Origin of the sequence: Maribellus luteus (genome assembly GCF_003576475.1) — a bacterium.
In the GTDB taxonomy this organism is placed as follows: Bacteria; Bacteroidota; Bacteroidia; order Bacteroidales; family Prolixibacteraceae; genus Draconibacterium; species Draconibacterium luteum.
The window spans coordinates 74785-94935 of sequence record NZ_QWGR01000009.1; the positions used below are offsets into that span (position 1 = coordinate 74785).

The window sequence follows — 20151 nt, forward strand, 5'->3', positions numbered from 1 at the left end:
GAATATGGAAACGCTACTTCAATACATAAACATTGCGGGAACTTTTGCTTTTGCCATTTCGGGATCGCTCACCGCCATGAAAAAGAAACTTGATCCGTTTGGTATCCTGATCCTGGCCTTTGTTACTTCGGTAGGCGGAGGTACTATCCGCGATATGCTGATTGAAAAACGTACCGCTTTTTGGCTGGTCGAACTTGAATATTTGTATGTAATTGTTGCCGGAACCATCTTTGCCATCCTCTTTCGGAAAAAACTGTCGTACCTGCGAAAAACCATCATGCTTTTCGACAGCGCAGGACTGGGCCTTTTTACCATTGCCGGCGTGGAGATTGCTCTACAACACGGGTTCAGTAGCGTTAGTTGCATTATCCTCGGCACCATCACCGGTTCGTTTGGCGGTGTTATCCGCGATATTTTTGCCAACGAAGTACCCGTTATTTTCAGAAAAGAAATTTATGCTACAGTAACCGTACTGGGAGGTATTTGCTACTTGTTATTACGGAAAATGGGCTTCGATTTTATCCTGGTCCAGCTTATCCCGGTTTTGATGATTATCGTGCTGCGTATCCTGGCGGTTTATTACAAATGGTCGCTACCGTTGATTATTGTGAATGAAAATGAGGATCCAGAACGTTTGTAACGTGGATCTTTGTTTACGTGCCGTGTAAAGATGAAAAGTGAGGATTAAATGCAGCCTTTCTTTTTCAAAATTTATGCTATAACTAAAAGTAAAGTCACAATTTAAAAGCTAAAGTTCGTTTAATACATTTAACGAAACGAGGTGTTCAATCACGCCCCATTCCTTTAAAAACCAGCGATCGCCATCAATGTAAAACGAACTAATGGAAGAATTATTGATAGAGAAGACCCGTGGCTGACTCAGCCGGATGTTAAAGGTTTTGTACATCATCATTTCGAGCACAAGTCCATGCGAAACAAGTAGCACCTTTTGATCAATACATTTAACGGCTATTACTTCTATTTCGGTTGTTACCCGCTTAAAAAGCTGCTCAATGCTTTCACCGCCGGAAAAAGCAAACTTCGGATCGCGTTGTTTATAGCTATGGAACTCAACGGGGTATTGCTGGTTTATTTCTGCAAAGCTCATTCCTTCGACCTTGCCAAAAGAGCGTTCGCGCAAATTGGCATTATATTCAAAAGGTAAATGCAGTTGTTTGTTGATGATTTTTGCTGTTTCAACAGCCCGTTCCAAATCGCTGCTGATCAGGATATCGAATTCCCGTTTAGCCAGAGCATTTGCCACCAGTTCAGCCTGCAAGATTCCGTTCTCGCTCAGCTTACTGTTACGCTGCCCTTGTATGCGTTGCTGTACGTTCCAGATGGTTTCTCCGTGTCGGATAATGGTAATCTCGGTAGCCATATTTTTTTTCAAGTTCTGCGCGAAGATGAACTATTTTTTCTGTGGTGGAAAAGTTTCGATGTGAAGATATTATCAAGTTTTTGTTATGTCCTACCTACGAAAAATTGACTGACACTCGTTTAAAATATTGGACAGTGGAAGTTACTAGTTATGGTGCCGTATGTATCTAGTGTGGAGTTTCGACTAAAACAAACTCTTTATGGATAGGTTCCGGAATACCAGCACCTTTTGAGTTTTGTTTGTCACTTTAAAGCGGTCGTCAAGGCGGTGACCCATAATCCAGACAATTTTCTTTCCACTGCACAGCAACCACGTGTTTTCCTTTTCGTGCAAAGGAATTTTTTGATCGATAAAAAAGTCACTTATCTTTTTCATACCCTGCATTCCCAGTGGCTGGAAATAGTCGCCCTGTTTCCACTTTCGTATCAGTAGCGGAAACTGAATCGTATCAAGGTCGATACAAGCCACATCGGGAGATTTGACGATCTTAAAACCAGCCGCTACCGTTTTTTCAATACTCAACTGAACAGGTTCAAACAACTCCATATCGGCTTCTTCGATGTAGTAAAGCTGCTCGCCCGGCTCTTTAATGGGCGCCACAAACAAAAATGCACGATCTTTTACCAAGCGGTGTGTGGCCGAAAAAAACTGCTTACCGGGTTCGGCATCGAGGCTTTGAAACACCTCATCAATCACCGAAGGGTTAAAATGCAAAGGCGAAAGCACCTCCAACAAGAGTAAGTGAGGAAACTCTGTGGTGCGGAGCTTTTCAATGTCAATCCGCATTTCATCGTTTGTTTCTTCCACCACTTCTTCCTTATCGCGGTTTAACACCGAAGTGTATACCTGTTCGGCATCACGCAGGTTGTCGATACTCGCCAGCAGGTTCTTTTTGAAAGCGGGATTCAATTCGTTAAACAATGGAAGAATTTTATGCCGCAAAAAGTTACGCTGGTACACCACTTCGTTATTGGTAGAGTCTTCACGGTAGTCGAGGTAATTTTGTGCAGCATATTGTTCAATTTCTGCCCTTCCGGCCAGCAAGAGGGGGCGAATCAGGTAGCCCGACTTTTCCTTGATGCCGGTCAACCCTTTTATACCCGTTTTTCGCGACAGGTTCAGGAAAAACGTCTCGATCAGGTCGTCCTGGTGATGAGCGGTTACAATTCTGTCGTAGTTGTTCTCCCGCCGGATTCGTTCAAAAAAGGCATAACGCAATTCGCGGGCAGCCATTTCAATGGAAATACCACTGATCCGGGCATATTCCTCGGTGTCGAAGGTTTCGAAAAACGAGGGAATTCCGTGCATTTGCACGTATTCCCTTACAAAACGTTCATCTCCGTCCGACTCCTCACCACGTAGCCGAAAGTTGCAGTGCGCCACTCCGTATTCAAAACCCGATTGTTCAAACAGGTGTAAAAGAACCATGCTGTCGATACCGCCACTAACTGCCAGTAACACGCGCTCATCGGGAGCAATCAGTCCTTTCTCTTTAATATTTTGAATAAAGTTTTTTAGCACCGCGTATTTATTTTCTTATTTGTATTTCCCCACCAATTGTGCAATGTTCAGAATCACTTCCACAGCTTTTACCATCGAAGCGACCGGAACAAATTCAAAGGGGCCGTGAAAATTGTGCCCGCCAGCAAACACATTCGGACAAGGCAACCCGTCGTACGACAAACGTGCCCCGTCGGTACCGCCGCGAATGGCTTTAATTTTGGGTTCTACATCTGCCAGTTTCATTGCTTCTTTTGCAATGTCGATCACGTGCATTACCGGCTCAATCTTCTTCCGCATGTTGTAATACTGGTCTTCCATTTTCAGATCCACCACCTCTTTTCCGTATTCAAGGTTAATCAGCTGAACCACTTCTCTCAGCAGTTTTTTCTTTTCCTCAAATTTTTCGGAACTGTGATCACGGATCAGGTACTGGAGTTCAGCTTTTTCCACATTTCCGTTCAAGGATAGCAAATGAAAGAAACCTTCGTACTTTTCGGTATGTTCAGGGCGCTGGGTAGGCGGTAACATGCCCACAAGTTTGTGTGCCACCAGCAATGCATTCACCATTTTATTTTTGGCCGCTCCGGGATGCACACTCCGTCCGCTGATTGTTATTTTGGCACCCGCCGCATTGAAGTTCTCAAACTCCAACTCACCAATTTCCCCGCCATCTAGGGTGTAGGCGAAATCGGCCCCAAACTTTTCCACGTCGAAATGGTCGGTTCCTTTTCCGATCTCTTCATCGGGAGTAAAGGCAATCCTGATCTTTCCGTGTTTAAAGCTTTTGGTATTGCGGATGATTTCGGCAGCCGTTACAATTTCAGCCACTCCTGCTTTGTCGTCGGCTCCCAGCAAGGTGGTTCCATCAGCAGTTATGATGTCTTGTCCTTTGTAATTCAGAATTTCAGGAAAATCTTTGGGATCGATCACCACACCGTTCTTTAATTTCACCGGCGAGCCATCGTATTTTTCAATGATCTGCGGCTTTACATTTTCCCCTGCAAAATCAGGGCTGGTATCCACATGAGAAATAAAACCCACCACGTGGCAATCATCCACACCATTAGCCGGAATGGTAGCCGTTACATAACCGTATTGATCCATTTCCACCTCTTCCAAACCGATTCCTTTCAGTTCTTCCACCAGCTTTTTCATAAAATCAAGCTGACGGCTGGTACTTGGGTAAGAGGTACTTTCCGGATCGGAGGTGGTATATTGTTGGGCATAGCTGATAAATCGTTCCACTACTTTTTCCATATCACTAATATCTTTTCTTGAATTTTGTAAGCCTCAAATATACAAATTAAAAACACCAGCGGCTATTTTTCACCCCTCACTGCAACCGGTAAATGAAGTAATCCTGAGCAAAAAAGGTCAGACGGCATACTTCGTAAAACGGATTAAAAAATGCTGTAAAACTTAACTATAAAACATATTAAAAACCACAACCATCCTACTTAAAGCACGTAATAGCTAACATAAAAATCAACTAAAATTCAATTAACCATGAAAAAGCTAAAATGGATCTTTATCGCAGGAATTTGTATAGTGATACTTTCGGCTTGTAGTAACAACTCTCAAAAGAAAAGTGATCAACAGTCGAATGTCATTGAAAATACGATAAGTGAAGAACTTCATCAGGCTCACTGCGATTTGCTTGCCAAAGCAAACGAAGAACTGGCAAATATTAACCAGAAAGTAAGAGATTTGAATGACAAAATTAAAAACGGAGAAAAGTTAACCGATGCCCAGAATGCAGCTTTGGATGAATTTGAGGTAAAACAAGCTTCGATCAATAAACGAATGCATGAAATTAAAAATATCAAGCAGGAAGACTGGGAAAATTTCAAAGCAACTTTTGAAAACGATATGAAAGATATCCTTGCAACAATTGATAAAATACTATCAGAGTTTTAGGCTCGATTATTCTTCTCAACGACAAAGTACCAAAACGAATTCTTAATGTTTCCCCCAATTATGCTTTAGTTAACGTAAATTGGACAAAGCTTTCAAACATCGTCGGAACTAAAGGTAAAGCCCAGCCGCTTTCCTGTCGACATTTTTGAGTGACTCATTTTTTGTCTCATCTGTTCTACAGTAGCCATTTTTACCTGGTCGTAATGTGGCAACAAAAGATCAAATTCAATGCTGAACTGAATGGCTGTTTCGATGATTTGGCGCAGTACTCCCGGGGAAATCGTATCGATGGCAAAATCCTTGACCACTTCATCTGTTTGATTCTTTCCTTCTACAAAAAAGTGGTTGTCTTTGTTGACAAAAATTCGTGCCACCAGGTAGCCAATATCGTTCATCCGGTCGTATTTGAATGAATCGGCCAGAAAATTATAAATATTGATGGTCCCGCAATACGAACACATCGGATCGTCTTTCAAGTATTGAGTATTCCACACGGGATGTTTATCGTCAAACTGAAAAACATTGGAATGCATACTGAAAAACAATAGATCTCCGGCTACTTTAAACTCTGCCTCAAACGGGCCACGATCTTTATAATACGGCAAAGAAGTCTGCGGCACCCTCCCCTGAACGGCTTTGTGATAATCCCTTTCGAGTTGCGAAAGTACCTTTTTTATTATGGTAAAAGTGTTTACCGTATTGTTGTAAACGTCCTGTTTTACGCTGGTTTTAATTACCAGTGCCTCCAGAAACGAGGCTCTGATTTCTTTGTCTTTCATGTTTGCCTGTTGTTTGACGGATAAAAATAGCAAAAGCCGTCAAAAAAAGAAAGCAGCTTTTCAGCTGCTTCCCTATGTTTTTAAGTATATTCTTTTTAGTATGCGAGTGCAAAAAGAACCCTTCTGCCAGATGGTTTACCCGAGTATACACATTTTCCCTCTTCGGGTTCGAATTCCAAAGGCATACAACGAATGGTTGCCTTGGTTTCTGCTTTGATCTGATCTTCGGTTTCAGGAGTTCCGTCCCAATGAGCAGAAATAAATCCGCCTTTGTTTTGCAGTACATCCTTAAACTCCTCCCACGAATCAACTTTGGTGATGTGCTCTTCCCGGTAATCGTAGGCCTTTTTGAAAATGTTAGCCTGAATATCTTCCAGAAGCTTTTCAACATATTCCTCTATTCCGTCAAGCTGTGCAGAGGTTTTCTCCAGCGTATCACGGCGGGCCACTTCGATGGTTCCGTTTTCCAGGTCGCGCGGGCCAAGTGCCAAACGCACCGGAACGCCTTTCAACTCATACTCGGCAAATTTCCAGCCCGGTTTCCGGTTGTCGCTGTTATCGTATTTCACTGAAATGCCTTTTGCTTTCAGCTTGTCTATGATCTCATCCACTTTCTCGCTGATGGTAGCGAGCTGCTCCAGTTGCCGGTAGATCGGAACAATTACAACCTGGTAAGGTGCCAGTTTTGGAGGCAGTACCAATCCGTTGTCATCAGAGTGAGCCATAATCAAAGCTCCCATCAAACGTGTGGATACTCCCCATGAGGTAGCCCAAACATACTCTTCCTTGCCTTCTTTGTTGGCAAAAGTTACATCAAATGCTTTGGCAAAATTCTGCCCAAGAAAGTGAGAAGTCCCCGACTGCAAAGCTTTCCCGTCCTGCATCAACGCTTCAATCGAATACGTTTCCAGGGCACCGGCAAAACGCTCATTGGCTGACTTCAACCCTTTTACAACCGGAACTGCCATGTATTTCTCGGCAAATTCGGCATAAACATTAATAATTTTCTCTGTTTCCTCGATCGCTTCCTGTTTGGTAGCATGGGCTGTGTGACCTTCCTGCCACAGGAACTCGGCCGTACGCAAAAACAAGCGGGTACGCATCTCCCAGCGTACTACGTTCGCCCATTGGTTGATCAGAATCGGAAGATCGCGGTATGACTGAATCCAGTTTTTGTACGTATTCCAGATAATGGTTTCCGAAGTCGGACGAACAATTAGTTCCTCTTCAAGTTTGGCGTCCGGGTCTACCACTACGCCACCATTTTCCTCATCAACCTTCAAACGATAATGCGTTACAACGGCACACTCTTTTGCAAAACCTTCCACGTGGTCGGCCTCCTTGCTAAAAAAAGATTTTGGGATAAACAAAGGGAAATAGGCATTCACGTGCCCTGTATCTTTGAACATTTTATCGAGTTGAGCCTGCATCTTCTCCCAAATGGCGTATCCATAAGGCTTTATTACCATGCACCCTCTAACTGCCGAATTCTCTGCGAGATCCGCTTTTATCACCAGATCCTGGTACCATTGTGAATAATTTTCGCTCCGCGAAGTAAGTTCCTTAGCCATAATCAAATCTTTGGTACAGATTTTGTTTTTGTTATTTAAATTTTGAGCTTACAAAGAAAGTAATTATTATTGACATTAAATAAAGGGAGGATAGGTTATGAAATCAAGATTAACAATAGCAGGGGTTTTGGCACTTTTCCTGGGTGCTTGCACCACCGGGAGTTACGTTTCCAGTTCCTACACCGATGATATTTACTTCACTCCTGGCGACGTACCTCCTCCGGTAAGTATAGTGGAAGAGCCCAGCGTTCAGCCGGCAGAAAAATCAGGAAATGCCTTGATCATTAGTCAGATCGAAAGAAATGACGATGAATCAACCATGAACAATTACATTTTCGACGGCACCGAAAAAGATGCTGACGTTTTGCGATACAACATGGATCAAATGGAATTGCAGGACAGCGACACCACCGTGTATTATAACGATGACGAAATGAAATACGTCATCAACAATTATTACGACGGCGATGAACTCGATTATGCTTATCGCATCCGTCGCTTCCATCGCCCGTATTTCTACGATCCGTTTTACTGGGATAGCTGGGCTTATTACGACCCGTTTTATTACGATCCCTTTTATTATTCTTACGGACCTTCCTGGTCTCTATCCTGGAATTGGGGTTGGGGCTGGGGTTTCAACAGCTGGTGGTATAGTCCATGGAGTTATTACTCACCTTATTACAGTTGGGGATACCCCTGGTACGGAGGTGGATACTGGGGGGGTGGCCATTGGCACGGAGGTCATTGGAATGATGGTTATTACCCTGGAGGAGTATCAGTTAACAGAGATAATTACCGATACGGAAGACGTACAACCACCGGTTCAAGTGTAGCCCGGAGTGTTGGCTCGCGCGATGCCTCTGCTATTTCAGGAAGCAGAAGAACCACTGCATCTGGTGATCTGAAAAGCGGCACTACTGATGGAAGAAGGTCAACCGGTACAAATGTTAGAAATTCAGGTACACGCGATCTCAAATCAGGCTCCTCATCAGGAGTTCTTACTGAGGGAAGAAGAAGCGGTACATCTTCAGAATATACAAGAAGAAACACTGGTAGCACAAACAGCTCCGTACGCAGTGGGAATAGTTCCAGCACGCAAAGTTATACCCGTCCTGGCAGCTCTTCTCAAAACAGGGTTTATACCAGACCCAGTTCAAGCTCAAGTGTAAGAAGCGATTATTCGAAACCAAGAGTAGTAAGCAATACTAAATCAGGTAATAGCGGTAATAGCTATACCACTCCGCGTTCTTCGTCTTCTTACAACCGAACTTACAGATCCAGTTCTACCTACAACAGAAGTTCCAGCAGTGGAAGTTCTTCGAGAAGTTACAGGGCTCCGTCATCTTCAGGTTCTACAAAGTCAAGCAGCTACAGTACGCCATCACGTAGTAGTAGCAGCAGTAGTTACCGCGGTAGTAGTAGTTCATCTTCTTCCAGATCATCTTACTCTTCGGGCAGTTCAGGAAGCAGTAGCAGATCATCAGGAAGTAGCAGCTCGGGAAGCAGAAGTTCTTCCGGATCATCTTCCAGAAGTGGAGGACGTAGATAATTGCGATCCTCGTAATTCGAAGTAAAGAATCATAAAAACACGAATGCCATGAAACGATATTCCGTTTTAATAGCCATCTTACTTGTATTACCAGGTTTTGTGATGGCCCAGAATTTTGCCGATGCATTTCGCATGTCGTATAACCAGATTCAGGGTACTGCGCGGTCGGCTGGTATGGGAAATGCTTTTGGTGCACTGGGTGGCGATTTCACTTCGCTGAGTATTAACCCTGCGGGAAGCGCCATTTACCAAACGGGCGAGTTTGTAATAACTCCCGGGTACTATATCAATAAGTCGAAAATGACAATGGGAGGAAATACCTTCTCCGATAACGACCAAAACTTCAGTTTGAATAACGTTGGAGCGATAGGTACCTTTAAAACCAACCGTTCGGAAGCAGGAATTGTTAGCGTAAATTATGGTATTGGCTACAACCGTTTGGCCAATTTTAATAATAACGCCTTTGCCAACTTTAGTCAGTCGGGAGTTTCCTGGATAGATGATATTAATGCTTATGCCAATAGTGAAGCTTTAGCTCACTCCTATCTTGACCAAGAGATCGGAGCTATTCAATACCGCGACTGGACAACAAAACTGGCTTTTGATACTTACCTGATTGATTATGCTCGTGACAACGAAGGAAATAAAATCGATGGTCAGTACCAAAATATACTTTTAGATGGAGAAAAAGTTGACCAATTTAAAACTTATTCGCAGGAAGGACACATCGATGAATATGTTTTTAATCTGGGTCTGAATTTCAATCATAATTTTTACCTGGGGGCCACCATCGGGTTTCATGATATTCAGTATGAAAGTAATTCCATGTATGAGGAATTATTACTAGACAATAATTCTTTCCGCTATTGGGATGATTATTACATGGATGGCAGTGGATTCAACTTTAAAATTGGGGCTATTTACAAGCCGGCACAAAACGTTCGCTTAGGACTTGCCTTCCACTCTCCTACTTTCTACAACATTGATGAACAATCAACCTTAAGTATGGAATCACAACTACAAGAAAATCACTCTAATTATGGAGTAAACCGTTACAGTTATGATTTCAACACTCCTCTGAAAGTGGTCATGAGCGGAGCTGTCATTTTCAATAAAAGAGGCCTTATCAGTGTCGACGCAGAATATATGGATTACGGTTCCATGCGTTTCAGAAGAGGTGGCAACGGAGCGGACAATTTCAATGATTTGAACTCTGTTATGAGTAACCACTTTAACAGTGTAATGAACCTGAGAATCGGTGCTGAGTATAAACTTACCAATCAGTTTGCGGTAAGAGCCGGGTACGAAAACTATGGCAATCCGTTTAAAAGCATTTTGGATGACCAGTCTACTTTAACCGATAATACCTCGGTAATTTCGGGTGGTTTTGGTTACACGGTAAATGCATTCTCAATAAACGTTGCCTATACCAGCAGCCTGTCAAAAATATCAGATGGCAGTGTTCAACCCAACTATTACCAAGTAAAAAGAGATAATACAAATCAAAATATTTTGCTTACGCTTGGATTCAGGTTTTAGGCAAAAATTCAGTTAAGTGGTAATCAGAAAGGGGGTGTTTTCACCCCCTTTTTTATTGATCTCTTGTATAGAACTCGGACATTGCCGCCTAAAGATCCATTTTGTAGATCTTCTCCATTACATGCCACTTATCGTCGACACTGGCACTATCGCTTGCGTTCTGGAATTGTGAGACGTAAGCTTCCCACTCTGCCTGTCGTGATTTAGAGGCCAATTCAGTCATTGCTGTGTCGTGATCAAAATCAATAACTGTTTCCATGATCATAAAAAGCGTATGCTCATGCAAATAAATTTCCATATCGATGATACCCACTTCGCGCATCCCCTGCGTAATCTCGGGCCAGACGGCCCCTGGAGCATGTACTTTTCTATACGCCTCCATTAACTGCGGATCATTCTCCAATTGTAGTGTTTTGCAGTATCTTTTGGATTTCATAAAGAGGCAATCCTTAATTTTTGAGTGCGTTGTAGGTTCTCCTGCCGTAAACAGCTATAACAACAAAGCATATAAAAGGTAGAATAAACGAAAAATTTACTTCCGGGATAAACCCAAACAGTTTAAAATCGGCAAAACCATTTCCGCCAATATCGATAATTCTTGCCTGAAGAATGGGCAACAACGCGCCTCCAACAATGGCCATCACCAAACCGGCCGCCCCCAATGTTGCATCATCTCCAATATCCTCGAGCGCAATTCCATAAATGGTTGGGAACATAAGTGACATAAAGGCTGAAGTAGCTACCAACAGATACAATCCCAGCATTCCCTGGATAAGAATAACACCTGTTATCGTAATCATACCCCCCATGGCAAATAACATCAGCATAAAACGCGCATTCAAATACTTCATTAAGGCGGTACTTATAAAACGGCTGGAGAGAAACAGTACCATCGCAATAATGTTGTAACGCTGCGCCTCTGCTTTTGATAAACCCAGGTTTTCAGCATATTGAATGATAAAAGTCCAGCACATAATTTGTGCACCTACATAGAAAACCTGTGCCAATACTCCTTCTCGGTATATTTTGTTTTTAGCCAGACGTTTAAAAGAATCCTTTGCATGAATTTCGTGATCAGCACTTTGCCGAACCGGCATTTTTGAAAAAGCAATTACAACCAACATCAGAATAACCACAAAGCCCAGAATAACATACGGGTTGCGGATGGTTGCCAAATCTTCTGTACGAATAACTGCCTTTTCTGCCACGCTAAGGCTTTCAAATACGAGATTACCAGCGGTATCCCTCGCATCCGATCTCAAGCTGGGTAAAACCACCTGCGAAGCCACAATCATTCCCATTAGCGAGCCCACCGGGTTAAACGACTGTGCCAGGTTCAAACGGCGGGTGGCAGTTTCGGGCGATCCCATCGACAAAATATACGGATTGGCAGTTGTTTCAAGAAAGGCAAGCCCAAAGGTAAGAATGTACAGCGAAACCAGGAAAAATCCGAAAATCTCGAACCTGGCTGCCGGGTAAAATAACAAGGCGCCAACGGCATACAAACCCAGGCCAATTAAAATACCAAGCTTGTAGGAATAACGCTTAATAATTAGTGCTGCAGGTATTGCCATGGTCGCATATCCACCGTAAAAGGCAAACTGAACCATTGCCGCCTTGGCGTTCGATATTTCCATCACGGTTTTGAAAGCGGCTACCATGGGGTTGGTAATATCGTTTGCAAAGCCCCACAGTGCAAAAAGACTGGTAATTAAAATAAAGGGGACAATTACTTTTTTGTCCACCACTACCTTTTTCAGATCATTCATCGTTTTATTGGTTTTTGTTCATTGTGTAACGCAAATATTGAAAATCAAAGCCGAAACACTAACCTGTACTAACCTGTCCCTCCTCTTAATTTTCGAATATTTGCAGCGCACCTTAAAGGAACTCGTCCTTTCCGGTGGCTTTTAACTGCTCCACAATTTTTTTAACATCTTCGGCTTTATCCCGCCTGCAAACCAGTGTTGTATTCCCATCTTTCACCACAATCACATCTTCGAGGCCTACTACTGCAATCAACCCTTCGTCGGAATATACGTACGAGTTTTTAGTATCCAGCAGAAGAGCTTCACCGGCTCCGGCATTTCCATTTTCATCTTTTTTATCCGTTAAATAAACCGACTCCCAGCTTCCTAGGTCATTCCAGTCGAAATTTCCCTCCACCAGGTAAATGTTCTGGGCATGTTCCATAATGCCGTAATCCACCGAGATACTTTGCACTGCACGATAAATAGTATCGAGGGTTTGAGGATATTCCGGTTTCCCAAGATCAGCCTGAATTTTTCGCAAATCGGCATAGAGCGCCGGCGCGAATTTTTCAACAGCATCCAGAAACACCGAAACTTTAAATACGAACAACCCGCTGTTCCAGAAAAAGCCGCCTTGTTTCAGGTAGCCGGAAGCTACTTCTTCGTTGGGTTTTTCAACAAAGCGTACCACTTTAAACTGGCGAATCGTTTCTTCTCCCGTAATATCTTCGGCAGTTTGCACATAACCGTAACCGGTTGCCGGATAAGCAGGCGTGATTCCGATCGTGACAATACCGTCGCGTTCATCAGCAATTTTCACGGCAGCCAATACCGTGTCTTTAAAAAGCTCGTTGTTCTGAATCAGGTGATCCGACGGTGAAACCACCATAATTCCCTCCGGATTGTCTTTTTCGGCATACATCGCCGCCAACCCAATGCAAGGTAAAGTATTTCGCCCTACGGGCTCGTAAATCAGGTTTTCTTTGGGAAGCATCGAAGCCTGTTTCTCCAGAACTTCTGCCTGCGTAGCACTCGAAACAATGTAAATATTTTCCTTTTCGGTGAAGGTCGCAAAACGGCCAATCGTGTCCTGCAACAGCGAATCATCTCCAAAAATATTCAGGTATTGTTTGGGACGGATAGTTTTGCTTCGTGGCCAGAACCGCGTTCCGGAACCTCCGGCCATAATTAATGTATAAAGTTTGTTCATGGTTCAAGATATTATGAGGATGGCTAAAATACCTTTTATTCCATGAAATTCATAAATAAAGACAGATGATTCAAGCCCTGTCTGAAATGATTTTTTTGTCAACAGATCATTTTCACTATGCAACTATTCATGTTTTCCCTTCGCTTAAGTTTTTCGTGGTCAGAACACCTTAAAGGTCATCCCAAAATTTGAGTATTGATTTCCAAGCTATTTTCCGTAAATTGAATAGCGAATCCATTAAATCAAATTAATAATCAACAACATGCAAAAGAAAAGTCATTTAAACAGAATGAGTAAGCAATTGCTCTTGCTCAGCTTTTTCATCGCATTTTGGGCTTGCGCAACCATTTCGCAATTCGACCAATATGCGTATGTGCAAACGACCTCACTGAAAGTGGATGCGTTGAGCGTGATGGACCTTGCTACTGATGATTTTGATCAGCACAAAGACGAGGTTTTACAGCTCACTTCCGGTCTTCAGAAGATTTACGAATACGAAAAGAATCGTCCGAAGAACGAGATCACCGTAAAAATGTGGGAAAAGATGCTCAACGAAGACGACCATCTTTTGGGTGGATTTCTCTTAAAATGGAAAACACAGGGCCAACAAAGCAAAGTGTTTATTGAAGAAGCCAAGAAGATAATCGGTCCTGCGTTTGACCAGATAGCACAACTGGAAAGTAAAAAAATTAAACCTTCAGATATTTAAAACTTGAACAATGGCAGATTTAGAAAAACTTTTAAAGGAGTTGAAAGACGAAGGAATTTCGCTCGCACTCAACACGGTGAACGAGTTTAAAAACGAGGCAAAAGAAGACGCCGTTAACCTGATCGACTCACTGCAAACCGACATAAAAAGCTGGACTTTAATGGTACTGAACGGAGAACTTTCGAAAGGTGATCTGGAATGGCTTGTGATGGCGAAAAAGGACCTGATTGAGATGGTAGGGCTTAAAAATATTGGGTTGGCTAAAATCAAAATCGACGAGTTGAAAAACAAGTTGCTGGGTTTGATCGTCACTAAAATTTTTAGCCTGGTATAAAAAAGCACCTACCCCGGAAAACCGGGACAAGTGCTTTTATGCTATGAACGGAAATAGGCTTTCTATACGTTTCGGAGCCATTGATTGCTCACCCAGCCTTCAATATCGGCTTTTACATACGACCAACCTCCCTGCGATTTTAGAATCCGTACTTTCGTTCCCTTTGAAAGCGGGTTCGAAACCATTGAAGCATTCGTACTGGGATTAGATCGTATATTCAGATTGTCGGCAAAAACCACCGCGGCGTCTATCAAAGCTTCGTCATCGGGCTCGTCGGGCAAGTCTTCGTTGCGGCCAAACATCACCCTGCCCTGAAGCGATTCCAAAGGGAATGCCGGTCCGGGATCGCGTTTCCGTGATGGAGCAATGTCGTCGTGTCCCAGAATTTCCTTTATTCCATAAGCCGCTTTTAAAGCCTGACAAATTTCCTCTACTACCTGGAGCTGTTGCGGAGTATAAGCCTCCCACCCCCGTTCGCTGCTGTCGAACTTATGCTTTGCCAGCACCACATCTTTATTCTCGACTTTCTTGCCAAAATGAGTCAGGTATCCTTCCGGCGTCTGAGTCAGCGGCCCGGCATTGTCAATTTCAATTCCGATGCTGTATTGATTGAGACCGGATCGTCCTTTCCAGGTGCTTCGCCCGGCATGCCAGGTTCTTACATTAAAAGGAGCCAGCTGAATGATTTCCCCCGTTTTACCAAGTACCAAATGAGCCGATGCATTTGCCGCCGGATTTTGCAGCCATTTTGCAGAAGAAGTTAATGAACTTCCGGCTGTATAATGGATTATAATTGTATCAGGCAGGCCCGCATTAAAAGGCCCCGACACATTGGGTGTTTCCTGAAAAGAAATCTTGATCTTTCCATCGGTATCTACCAGTTTGTGTTGTTCAATTGTGATCATCCTTCTGCATTTACGTTGGTTGTTACTTTGCCTGTCACATTGCTGGCACCCGAGCCGGTAATAAAATTAGTAAGCTTGTTGGTAACGCCCATTTTTTCAGCCGTTCGCCCAACACCATACACTCCTACTACGGTTCCCCAGGCCCACCAAAATTCAGGAGGAAGCTCAATGGCAGGCATTTCTTTTGCCCCTCCGATGTAAGCAATTACAGGTACCAGCACGTAAATAAAAAAGATGAACAACATACCGGCATATACGATCGTCGGGCGAGCCCGTTTGGTATACAAATCACCTTGTGCCATTTCGGCTTTGATAATTTCCTGCCGCGCATCCAGCTCCTTTCGGTACGTCTCTTCCAGCTCACCTTCCAGCTTCATTAAGCTGCTCTGCATCTCGAGTTTAAACTCCTGTTTTTCTTCTTTCGTTAATGTAAAACGATCTACAACATCACCTACAGTGCTCACAACTTCGGTGATCCCTTTTCCAAAAAGTTTCTTAAATAGTTCCATGTTTATTAGTTATGTTAATAGTGAATTTTCTGTTGATTAATGAAAGTGCCGAACCACAAAGTCGTAGGCATTGTCGAAACACACTTTTCTGACAAATTCTTCGGAAGACAAACCAAACAAAAGCGCTTCTTTTTCAGGATCGTTGCTTATCTCCCTGACCAGGTCGTTGGCAAGCTGCCCAAAATCAAGCACTGTTGCGTACTTGTTGATCGGATCAATAAAACCATCAAAATCGGTTCCCAGGCAAAATGTGTTTACAATATTTTTCTTCGCCGGAAGCTTGTCATCGGCTGAATGTATCACAGCCTTCATCATACATTTGATGTGCTGCCAAACGTAGTAAGCGTGCGTTGATTCATCTTCTGCATCCGATTTGGAAAGTCCCAGTACGCGTTGGTCGAAGTTGACTCCGATCACACCACCCGATTTGAATATGGTGACCACATCTTCGTCGCAAATATTGATGTTCCAATTGTTGAACGGATGCCCGTAACGCTCTGAAAAGTCACCATTGGTTTCGAGCGTCATTCGTTTAATATGCTGATCAAGCGTTTCAACCCCCGAATAGGCCACATGACTCGCGATTACCGCGATTGGATGTTCCGTTTCAAAACTGGGGATTACAAATTTCTCGTAGTAAGCTTTTCGTGCCTTGGCATTCAGGTGTTTTACGTCAATCAAAATCCTGCGCCCCAGTTTTTCCGGATCATATTTCCCTTCTTCGTTTAGTGCCAGAAGAAAATTTATCACTTTCATTCCTTTCTCGGTAATCCCTTCTGTAATGCCTTCCGATTGATCCAACAACAAGTTTCCGGCATCGGGAATGCTGTGTGCATGCCCGGCCAGGTAATTAAAAAAATGATGTGTGAAAGTGATAAAAAATACGGGCTGCTCCCAGCTCTTCACCTCTATTAACCTTTTTTTGATGGCCTCAAAATCTTCGTGACTGTTAAAAACATTCGCACCTTCAATAGTCAATACAAATGCTGTTTTGTCCTGCGCAATAATCTCTTCAACGTTTTTTCCGTTCAAAGCCAGGTAATAAGCGCCTGTTGCAGAAAGGCTTTCCTGTTCCTTTTGCAGTATTTTCTTTTTACTGACAAGAATTCGCTTGTAAAACGGGATATATAGTTTAGTGCTGCTTTCCGTCGCATTTGCTTTCAGCAGAAACTCTCGCTCCTGTTTTAATTCTTCAAAATAATTGTACTTCCTGCTTTGTACAAAGTTGATTCTCCGCAAAGGAATCTTCATGTAAATGGCCTGAATAAAATCCCGAACCGCCAGGTTGCCTCCTTTGGCATTTCCGATAAACTGTAAAAAACGGTTTAGAAAAGTACTCACTGCCTCATTCAGCAAATTATCTCCCAGGTATTTTTCAAGGTTTTTAGCCACTACCTCCGTTGAATCTTTTCGCCCGGTCACCCACCCTTTTTCAAGCGGATAAAGCGAGACAAAAGCCAGTTTGAGATGTCCGTTGCTGATTTTGGCCATATCACATTGCGTATAAGCGGCCGCGCGTTTTCCCTTCTCTTCGGCTTTTCTCTTGGGCAGAATGATCCACCAGGGATTGTATTTACTTTTTGATTCGGGTCTGCGGCTTTTATGCAGCCAATTGTACGACCGCATGTGCGGATGACAATGCAAGTCGGCAAAACGATTTATGGAAGCCATAACTCGAGGGGTTTAAAGTTTTTTAACTCGGAAAGTGTAGCTATTCTGTTCTCGAAAATCAGAATACAAATTGCAACAGATGCAAAGCGTCTTGTTTTGATAACCGGGCACATGATAATGGTTGATTTAATGTAAAACTGCCTTACCCCGGTTAAATCACGCTATACAATTTAGTGAACTATGCCGAAAAATACAAATACCCCCACAACGGAAGTAGATTGAATTAGATTGATGGATTGATAGGGAGATTGGTGAGCATGAAGACAGAATAATCAATATTGAATAACCAATCACTTGCTCCTCGCGGCTCGCAGCTTATTCTAGCATTATAACATTGATGCATTTTTGCATCTCCTAAAATGACAGGTAACTAATAAACAGTAACTCGATGCTCTTTGCAACCTGCCTGGGTAGGTGCTAAGCGGCCGTAATCCGCTAAGCGCAGGACTCGCAGCTCATTGCTCATTTCCGCATTTATTTCCGGCCTTGATATTCCTTTACTTCCACTTCGCCCTGGGCGGCCAGCAAAGCATTCATTGCCAGTGCATCGAGTTCATCTTCACCCGGATAAACAAAAATATCTGCAATAAATGCCGTTCTTTTCTGAACATATTCAACCAGGTCCTTACTGTAAGCCAAGCCGCCGGTAAGCAGAATTCCATCTACATTTCCTTCGAGAACAACCGCCATTTCACCAATCATCTTGCTGAGTTGGTAAAAAAGTGTCTCCTGGATAATGCGCGCCTTTTCGTCACCCGCTTTCGCGCGATTCTCGACTTCCCGCGCATCGTTTGTTCCGAGGTAGGCAACATAGCCGCCTTCACCCAGCACCATTCTTCGTACCTGGTCACGTTCCAGTTTTCCGCTGAAACACAAATCGATCAACTGCCCCGCCGGCAAAGTTCCCGAACGCTCCGGACTAAAACAGCCTTCTCCATCCAGTGCATTGTTCACATCAATTACTCTTCCGCCTTTGTGCGCTCCCACCGAGATTCCTCCCCCCAGATGAGCAACGATCAGGTTTAAATCCCGGTAATTCCGGCCCACTTTTTTAGCGTGAATCCGTGCCGTAGCTTTTTGATTCAATGCATGAAAAATAGAACGCCGCTCCAGCATCGGATGACCTGAAAAGCGGGCGATATCCTGCAATTCATCTGTTACAACCGGATCGGCCATAAAAGCCTTCGCCCCCGGAATCTGAAGCGCAATGTAATCGGCCAGCATCGGCCCCAGGTTACTCGCATGGTGCCCCATTACCCCTTGCTGAAGGTCCTCAAGCATCAGGTTGTTCACCCGGTAAACTCCCGACTCCAGCGGATAGGTCAAACCACCGCGCCCTATGATATACTTGATGGAATCCACATCAATCTTCTCTTCCACCAAGGCATCTATGATCAATCCTTTTCTGAATTCAAACTGGTCTTCTACATTTTTATAATGGATCAACTGTTCGAGCGAATGCCGGATGGTTTTATTCAGCACACATTCACGCTCGAAATAAACAGCAAATTTGGTGGAGGTGGAACCTGGATTTATGGCAAGAATCCGAATCATTCTAACTTATTAACGATGCCAGCGCAACAGAGTTTAACTTGGTTTTCCTACTATCGCCCCGTGATGAAACAACTACCGGCACTTTCGCCCCGGCAATAATCCCCGACATTTCGGCTTTGGCCAGTTTCGAATTGGTTTTGTAAAACACGTTGGCCGCATCAATGTTTGGGAACAACAAACAATCGGCATCACCTGCCACCGGCGAAGTAAAGCCTTTAATGGCAGCTGCGTCGCTGTTGATGGCCACGTCGAGCGCCATGGGGCCGTCAACCATTCCGTGTTCGATCTGCCCGTGTTCCGACATTTTTGCAATGGTAGCACCATCCATACACGATGGAATAGAGATAATAATCTGCTCGGTTGGAGCGATCACAGCCACTTTCGGCTTTTCTATTCCCATTGCACGGGCAGCGCATATCAGGTAATTAGTAATTAATAGTTTCTGTTTAAGATCGGGGTATGGCAACACCGCCGCATCGCTAAACAACAGCAGCTTGTGGTAGTTCGGATTCGATACAACAGCGATGTGACTCAGCATTCCCTTCGATGGAATCAGGTTGTATTCTTTTCGAAGCAAGACACGCATAAACTTATCGGTCGAAATCAGGCCTTTCATCAGAATATCTGCTTTTCCTTCGTGGACCAACTCAACGGCCTTCGCGGTGGCTTCCTGTAAATCAGATGCATGAATGATTTCGTAAGAACTGACATCGATCCCCAGCTTGCTACACGATTTTTCAATGGTTTCACGGTCGCCGGTTACAATGGGCTTTACAAATCCGAGCTGTACCGCATCCTGCATTGCTTCGAGCGTGTTCTCGTCGATACCGTTAACAGCTACTACCCTTCTGGCTTCCTGTTTTTGTACGGCTTTGATCAGATCTTCAAAATTACGTATTTGCATCTTCTCCATTTTTACCCGAAAATTAGTGCAATTCGCTGACACAAAGCACCTGTATTTCTCATTCTCTTTTATGTTTTATACCATGAACTGATCCTTTCAGCTTTCAAATGGATACTTCAAAAGTTCGCTTTGGCAAACATTATTATCAAATCCGCTCTATCTGGTTTTATTTTGCTTCTTTTCGCGGCAAAAAATTTTTAATCGCATCTTGAAATTTTTATCACTTTTTTTGAAAACAAATCTTCCATTTAAAAGAACAATTAACCTATGTGTTCGAAAAATTTGCTTTTGGGCTTCGAACAAAACCTGATTACAACAAAGAACCCCCTATATATTGTTCAAAAGCAAACAGCTGTTTTATAATA

The 20151-nt window shown here is 43.4% G+C and carries 19 protein-coding genes; 6 read left to right on the top strand and 13 right to left on the bottom strand.

Going from position 1 to position 20151, the window contains the following annotated elements:
* The first annotated feature begins 4 nt into the window (after positions 1–4).
* A complete protein-coding gene (locus tag D1614_RS15605; RefSeq protein WP_119438897.1) occupies positions 5–640 on the top strand; it encodes a trimeric intracellular cation channel family protein in 636 nt (211 codons plus the stop codon).
* 108 nt (positions 641–748) lie between these two features.
* Here D1614_RS15605 and D1614_RS15610 read toward each other — a convergent pair whose 3' ends face one another.
* From D1614_RS15610 to pepT, 3 genes are all read right to left on the bottom strand, one after another.
* Positions 749–1381 carry a histidine phosphatase family protein gene (locus D1614_RS15610; protein ID WP_119438898.1) on the bottom strand — a complete coding sequence of 211 codons (633 nt, stop codon included), beginning with the start codon at positions 1379–1381 and terminating at the stop codon, positions 749–751.
* A gap of 183 nt (positions 1382–1564) precedes the next feature.
* Positions 1565–2902: a tRNA lysidine(34) synthetase TilS gene (gene tilS, locus D1614_RS15615; RefSeq protein WP_119438899.1), complete on the bottom strand. Its 1338-nt coding sequence runs from the start codon at positions 2900–2902 to the stop codon at positions 1565–1567.
* A gap of 15 nt (positions 2903–2917) precedes the next feature.
* Positions 2918–4141: a peptidase T gene (gene pepT, locus D1614_RS15620; protein ID WP_119438900.1), complete on the bottom strand. Its 1224-nt coding sequence runs from the start codon at positions 4139–4141 to the stop codon at positions 2918–2920.
* Between the two features lie 249 nt (positions 4142–4390).
* Between pepT and D1614_RS15625 the strand changes: the two genes are divergently transcribed.
* On the top strand, positions 4391–4801 hold the full coding sequence (locus D1614_RS15625) for a hypothetical protein (protein WP_119438901.1): 411 nt from the start codon (positions 4391–4393) through the stop codon (positions 4799–4801).
* 92 nt (positions 4802–4893) lie between these two features.
* Here the strand turns inward: D1614_RS15625 and D1614_RS15630 are convergent, their stop codons facing one another.
* Together D1614_RS15630 and proS are read right to left on the bottom strand one after the other, a co-directional pair.
* Complete coding sequence (locus D1614_RS15630; RefSeq protein ID WP_119438902.1) at positions 4894–5580, bottom strand: hypothetical protein; 687 nt, start codon at positions 5578–5580, stop codon at positions 4894–4896.
* 95 nt (positions 5581–5675) lie between these two features.
* Positions 5676–7151, bottom strand: a complete 1476-nt coding sequence (gene proS, locus D1614_RS15635) for a proline--tRNA ligase (RefSeq protein ID WP_119438903.1) — start codon at positions 7149–7151, stop codon at positions 5676–5678.
* 97 nt (positions 7152–7248) lie between these two features.
* On the opposite strand from proS, the gene D1614_RS25580 reads away from it, so the two are divergent.
* Together D1614_RS25580 and D1614_RS15655 are read left to right on the top strand one after the other, a co-directional pair.
* Positions 7249–8700 carry a DUF3300 domain-containing protein gene (locus D1614_RS25580; protein WP_147384258.1) on the top strand — a complete coding sequence of 484 codons (1452 nt, stop codon included), beginning with the start codon at positions 7249–7251 and terminating at the stop codon, positions 8698–8700.
* 48 nt (positions 8701–8748) lie between these two features.
* Complete coding sequence (locus D1614_RS15655) at positions 8749–10239, top strand: OmpP1/FadL family transporter (RefSeq protein ID WP_119438907.1); 1491 nt, start codon at positions 8749–8751, stop codon at positions 10237–10239.
* A gap of 88 nt (positions 10240–10327) precedes the next feature.
* Here the strand turns inward: D1614_RS15655 and D1614_RS15660 are convergent, their stop codons facing one another.
* The 3 genes from D1614_RS15660 to D1614_RS15670 form a co-directional block, all read right to left on the bottom strand.
* Complete coding sequence (locus tag D1614_RS15660) at positions 10328–10675, bottom strand: L-rhamnose mutarotase (protein WP_119438908.1); 348 nt, start codon at positions 10673–10675, stop codon at positions 10328–10330.
* A 13-nt stretch (positions 10676–10688) separates the two neighbouring features.
* Positions 10689–12008 carry an L-fucose:H+ symporter permease gene (gene fucP, locus D1614_RS15665; protein WP_206610045.1) on the bottom strand — a complete coding sequence of 440 codons (1320 nt, stop codon included), beginning with the start codon at positions 12006–12008 and terminating at the stop codon, positions 10689–10691.
* A 112-nt stretch (positions 12009–12120) separates the two neighbouring features.
* Positions 12121–13200 (bottom strand): mannose-1-phosphate guanylyltransferase, encoded by a 1080-nt coding sequence (locus D1614_RS15670; RefSeq protein ID WP_119438909.1) that lies wholly within the window; start codon positions 13198–13200, stop codon positions 12121–12123.
* A gap of 289 nt (positions 13201–13489) precedes the next feature.
* Between D1614_RS15670 and D1614_RS15675 the strand changes: the two genes are divergently transcribed.
* Together D1614_RS15675 and D1614_RS15680 are read left to right on the top strand one after the other, a co-directional pair.
* A complete protein-coding gene (locus D1614_RS15675) occupies positions 13490–13909 on the top strand; it encodes a hypothetical protein (protein ID WP_119438984.1) in 420 nt (139 codons plus the stop codon).
* A gap of 10 nt (positions 13910–13919) precedes the next feature.
* Positions 13920–14243, top strand: a complete 324-nt coding sequence (locus D1614_RS15680; protein ID WP_119438910.1) for a hypothetical protein — start codon at positions 13920–13922, stop codon at positions 14241–14243.
* A 62-nt stretch (positions 14244–14305) separates the two neighbouring features.
* Here D1614_RS15680 and D1614_RS15685 read toward each other — a convergent pair whose 3' ends face one another.
* From D1614_RS15685 to D1614_RS15705, 5 genes are all read right to left on the bottom strand, one after another.
* Complete coding sequence (locus D1614_RS15685) at positions 14306–15148, bottom strand: N-acetylmuramoyl-L-alanine amidase (protein ID WP_119438911.1); 843 nt, start codon at positions 15146–15148, stop codon at positions 14306–14308.
* On the bottom strand, positions 15145–15657 hold the full coding sequence (locus D1614_RS15690) for a holin family protein (RefSeq protein ID WP_119438912.1): 513 nt from the start codon (positions 15655–15657) through the stop codon (positions 15145–15147). Before D1614_RS15690 ends, D1614_RS15685 begins: the two co-directional genes overlap by 4 nt.
* A 36-nt stretch (positions 15658–15693) precedes the next feature.
* Positions 15694–17328, bottom strand: a complete 1635-nt coding sequence (locus D1614_RS15695; protein ID WP_147384260.1) for an amidohydrolase family protein — start codon at positions 17326–17328, stop codon at positions 15694–15696.
* A gap of 474 nt (positions 17329–17802) precedes the next feature.
* Entirely contained in the window at positions 17803–18882 is a 1080-nt protein-coding gene (buk, locus tag D1614_RS15700; RefSeq protein ID WP_119438914.1) for a butyrate kinase, read from the bottom strand.
* 1 nt (position 18883) lies between these two features.
* Positions 18884–19786 (bottom strand): phosphate acyltransferase, encoded by a 903-nt coding sequence (locus D1614_RS15705; RefSeq protein ID WP_119438985.1) that lies wholly within the window; start codon positions 19784–19786, stop codon positions 18884–18886.
* Positions 19787–20151 lie beyond the last annotated feature (365 nt).